Origin of the sequence: Bacillus sp. AFS001701, from assembly GCF_002559405.1 — a bacterium.
GTDB lineage: Bacteria > Bacillota > Bacilli > Bacillales > Bacillaceae_G > Gottfriedia.
Map to the genome: position 1 here is coordinate 1 of NZ_NTZO01000471.1, position 4,531 is coordinate 4,531.

General features: G+C 29.7%; 4 protein-coding genes and 1 pseudogene. 2 read left to right on the forward strand and 3 right to left on the reverse strand.

The annotated features are described in order from the left end of the window. Both CN514_RS25930 and CN514_RS21245 read left to right on the forward strand, forming a co-directional pair. Positions 1 to 467, forward strand: a pseudogene (locus CN514_RS25930) (hypothetical protein); the annotation flags it as partial. Continuing rightward, a complete protein-coding gene (locus CN514_RS21245) occupies positions 464 to 1,675 on the forward strand; it encodes a DUF4097 family beta strand repeat-containing protein (protein ID WP_098234289.1) in 1,212 nt (403 codons plus the stop codon). The pseudogene CN514_RS25930 and the gene CN514_RS21245, both read left to right, overlap by 4 nt. Before the next feature lie 143 nt (positions 1,676 to 1,818). Here CN514_RS21245 and CN514_RS21250 read toward each other — a convergent pair whose 3' ends face one another. From CN514_RS21250 to CN514_RS21260, 3 genes are all read right to left on the reverse strand, one after another. Continuing rightward, on the reverse strand, positions 1,819 to 2,484 hold the full coding sequence (locus tag CN514_RS21250) for a DUF2642 domain-containing protein (RefSeq protein WP_098234290.1): 666 nt from the start codon (positions 2,482 to 2,484) through the stop codon (positions 1,819 to 1,821). Between the two features lie 28 nt (positions 2,485 to 2,512). Beyond that, entirely contained in the window at positions 2,513 to 3,868 is a 1,356-nt protein-coding gene (locus CN514_RS21255) for an arsenic transporter (RefSeq protein ID WP_098234291.1), read from the reverse strand. Positions 3,869 to 4,115: 247 nt separating this feature from the next. Next, on the reverse strand, positions 4,116 to 4,445 hold the full coding sequence (locus CN514_RS21260; RefSeq protein ID WP_098234292.1) for a DUF1904 family protein: 330 nt from the start codon (positions 4,443 to 4,445) through the stop codon (positions 4,116 to 4,118). Between the last annotated feature and the right edge of the window lie 86 nt (positions 4,446 to 4,531).

Below are 4,531 nucleotides of genomic sequence, written 5' to 3' on the forward strand. Positions count from 1 at the left end.
ACGTACAAACTTTGAAAAAACGTAAAAAATTAGTATATTTATTATCAATCTTACCTGGTCTAGGCCATTTTTATTTAGGATTAATGAGTCGAGGATTGCAGTTTATGCTGTTATTTTTCGGTACAGTATTTTTAACACATTTAATTTCAAGCTTTGGATTTTTTATACCAGTCATCGTATTTTATAGCTACTTTGATGCGCTTCAATATCATAGTAAATATCGTGAGGACATTGAATTAGTAGATAAGCCAATCGTAAATCATCAATTTAAATTTAATAAGTTTTTAATTGGTTGGGTATTAATTGGTTTTGGTTGCTTATCTATATTAGAGAACGCTTCTGATTATATTTCTAGACATTACAATATCTTTATTGACTATAATTTAGTCCAAAATCTACTTATCAGTATTGTTTTTGTTGGACTTGGTATTAAATTATTAACTGGAAAGTCGAAAAAAGAAGTATGAGGAATTGGAAAGTTGGCACTATAACAGCGGGAATAATATTAATTGCAATTGGTTTACTTTGGTTTTTACAAAATTTTATTTCAATTCCTTATTCGAAGCTTCTAATTAATGCATGGCCAGTTGCTTGTATTTTATTAGGAGTTGAAATATTACTATTCAATATAGTAAGAAAAGAAGACTCACTTCGTTTTCATGGATTTAGTATTTTTTTACTTATTTTAATGATGGGTGTTTCATTACTATTTAGTATTGGTCACTTATTTATCAAAGAAATTGGTTATACATTCAAATCAAAAAGTATTGAAATAAATGATTCGAAAACGATAACTTCATCAATTAATGAAGTTATTATTAAAGCTAATAATAGTGAAATCAGTGTAAATGGAACTGATTCTAGTGCGGTAAATGTAAATGGTAATATAAGTGTTCCGGATCGTGATAAAAAAGACAGTGAAAAAGCATCTGATTATTATTCAGTAAAAACAGTTGGGGATAAAATGATTATCGAGATTCGTAATGATGACAATCAGATTTTCAACTTTGATCATGACAGATCCCAACTAAATATTGATTTACCTAAAAGTATTTTAACGAATATAAACGTAAAAAATGGCTCTGTAAATTTATTAAATAAAGAAAATAAAACAGTAATAAATTCAAATGACGGTCAAATCAATATTGAGAATGTAACTGGAAACTTAGTTGCAAAAACTAGAAATGGTTCAATCAGCTTAACGAATGCAAATTTAAATAGTGATAGTGAAATTGCAACGTATGATGGTGAAATTACAATCAAAAATATTTCTGGTTATTTAAATTCTACTACAAGAGATGGTAGCATTTCGATTGAACATGCCAATATAGATGGAACAAGTGAAATAACGACTTATGATGGAGAAATTAACTTAAGTGATTTTAAAGGGAAAATTAACGCAAAAACAAATAATGGTGCAATTAATGTTGAGGATGCATTATTAAATGGTAATAGTAAAATTTCTTCTGATGATGGTGAAATTCAAATCGATCTACTAAAGGATAACAATCTCACAATCAATGCAGAAACAAATGATGGTAGTTTTAATGGTAATATTGGATGGAAAATGAAAAATAAAGATGAAAATCATACAAATAAGGCGATGGTTGGAAGTGGCGAACATGAACTTAATGTTAAAACGAGAAATGGTTCTATTTACGTAAATAAAGATTAGAAGATTAAGAGCCCCAAACATAGCATGGGGCTTTTTTTACTTAAGACGCATTATATTTTTAAGGTCAAGCAAGGGATAGGTTGAATCGCTGCTTTTTCAAAAAAAAAACCTTAAATACATTTTGTATCAAAGGTTGTATCCAGCTAAGGTAAGTGTACAGATTTTATATGTCCCAGTTTTAGATAAACATTTTGTCCACTCGCAACGGAAAGTTCTATTTGATTATTATCTACCTTATTTAAAAGCCCAATCTTCATTGGATCTGTTCCACCATCAAAAATAACAAGCTTTCCAATTTCTTTTCTAAGCTGAATTTCTAAAGACCTGTGTAAAGGAATAGTAGGTGGATGTACTGCTAGTGTCTCATTTGTTAAATTATATGGTACCACTCTATGGTTATATGGTGTGATCCATTTTAAATGTGATAATGAAATATACATTGTATGAAATACAGGTGAGTAAAATACAAGATAATCATTTAAAACGTTCATAATAAAACCATGAAAAGTTATATTACCAGTTACATAGATTTCTGAAAATATTCCTTTAGCATTTAGTAAAATTTTACGATATGAAATTGTCTCCATTTCCTGTGTAATGGATGGTTCATTAGGGTTATTTATTTTTTCTTTTAAATCATTATTTTGATATACCATATGGATATGCATCCAAGGGATATAATAATATTTTATGCCGTTAAAAAGCACTAAAATATCTTGTCCTAAATCAGTAAGAATTCCTTCGAATACGACATCTCCAGATAATCTTACAGAGACTTGTTCTCCAAGTAATGTAGATACATCACTCATGTAGATCTCCTCCTAAAGGGTAATTAAATTAAGAAAAAAATAATTGTATCCAATAAAATAATAGTATTAATGAAATAATTGTTGTTAATGGGATCACAATTATAGTGACACTTAAATAATCTTTCCATTTTACTTTAATTTTATTTTCCTTTAAAATGTGCATCCAAATTAATGATGCTAATGTTCCAATAGGTAACAATAGCGAGCCTATATCACTACCAACTATATTAGCAAGATAGATTGCTTTTAGTGTCACTGGATCTAGTCCCATTTCAGTTAGGCTAATTGTGCCAATCATAAGGGCAGGGTGATTGTTAAAAAGATTTGACAATACACTTACTAATCCACCCATTGCCAAAGTGGCATTAAAAAGCCCTTGATTAACGATTGGTTCAATTTCTTTTACAATAAAATCAGTTAGACCAGCATTGTGAAGTCCGTAAATAATTACATACATTGAGAATGCAAATAAAAGAATTTGCCAAGGTGTCTTTTTTAAGATATCTACAGGATTTGTTCTTAAATGGTACCATCTCCATATAAGCAAAATGAGAGAACCAAGTACTGCAACAATTTCAATTGGAATTGAAATAAACGATGCAACAAACAGTAAACATCTCATAACAAATACAAAAGTTAATATTTTAAGCATAAACTTTGTTCTTTTTCTTTTTGTTTCAACAGAGATTTTACTTTTTAAAGGATGAAAATTTTTAATAAAAAAGGATTCTTCAATATCATTTGTTGAAGCAGGTAACACTTCTGGAAATTTACTTTTTAGTACGAAATACATCATAAGCGACATAAATAATAAGCCTAACATTGTAGGTACAAACATCATTAAAGGTTGCATATAAAGTGGCATGTGTACGATTTTTAAACCTATTAAATTTACGATATTACTTACGCCTATTGGAGCACTTGAAGCAGTGGCAATTAAAGCACCAGATAATAGGTAGGGTATTTGTTGATGTGGTTTTAAACGTAGATTTTTTAAAAGAATTATTAGTATAGGTGTTGTAATTAGGATACTACCATCATTATTAAAAAGTAATGTCATTAAAAAACATAGTAATTGAATGTACCAATATAACCGATAACCCGAACCTTTGGCCAATGTAACTAATCGAGCTGCTGACCAATGAAAGAACCCGAAGCTTTCTAAAATAACAGCCATAACAATTGTTGCTATAATAGTGATTGAAGCTCCACCGATTTTCGTTATAATGTCATATAAATCGTGGCGACTAACAATTCCAGTTACTAGAATGATGATAGCCCCAATTGAAGCAGGCCATGCTTCATGAATTCCTTTTGGTCTCCAGAATATGACAGCCATTGTCATAATGAAAACAAATGCTGTCATTGCAATTTCAAAATTCATTTTGATTCACCTTCCTCTAATCGGTAGCATTTTTTTGTGTCCTACTTGTCCGATTAATATACTAATATTCAATTTTACTAATCATGTACTTAGTCAGTTGACCATTTTTTTTAGTTTGTATATTTGTCCACATAGTTGAAATGTCCCGAAATGACATCGTCCTATAGGTACACATGCCCCGGAAATATGGATTTTTCCAAAAAAAAAGGTCAGCTGCTACGCTGACCTAAATTATATGGAAATATCATTATGAAAATTTCTTCCCATTTATATAATAACAATCTTCTTGATATGTAATAAAAGCAATTTCAAATTCAGGAATGGTCAAAGAGTGAATATGTTTTTCGATTGTAGCCGCGAAACGATCTCTAGTTTCACCGCCACGTTCAAACCACTTTACTTCAATGAATGGAAAGCTTTCTACAATTTCACCATTAAAAATTGCAGTTGAATGGATACAATCAATTGTAAAATTATCAGTTCCACATTCACAAACCTCGGCGAGTTCTTCGATTAATGACTTACTAATTTTGCAAATATCATCAGTTGAAATCCCTTTAATTAATAATTGAGGCATAAATTTCCCACCTTTTTTTCTCCTATTATAACTTAAAAATTAAATTAGTTTAATTTTTTCTAAGTAGGGTTTTACTATTTATACAT

Bases quoted from the DNA above. Each gene is read 5' to 3' on its own strand.
- CN514_RS21245 (WP_098234289.1), top strand. From the start codon at position 464: ATGAGGAATTGGAAAGTTGGCACTATAACAGCGGGAATAATATTAATT.
- CN514_RS21260 (WP_098234292.1), bottom strand. From the start codon at position 4,445: ATGCCTCAATTATTAATTAAAGGGATTTCAACTGATGATATTTGCAAA.
- CN514_RS21250 (WP_098234290.1), bottom strand. From the start codon at position 2,484: ATGAGTGATGTATCTACATTACTTGGAGAACAAGTCTCTGTAAGATTA.
- CN514_RS21255 (WP_098234291.1), bottom strand. From the start codon at position 3,868: ATGAATTTTGAAATTGCAATGACAGCATTTGTTTTCATTATGACAATG.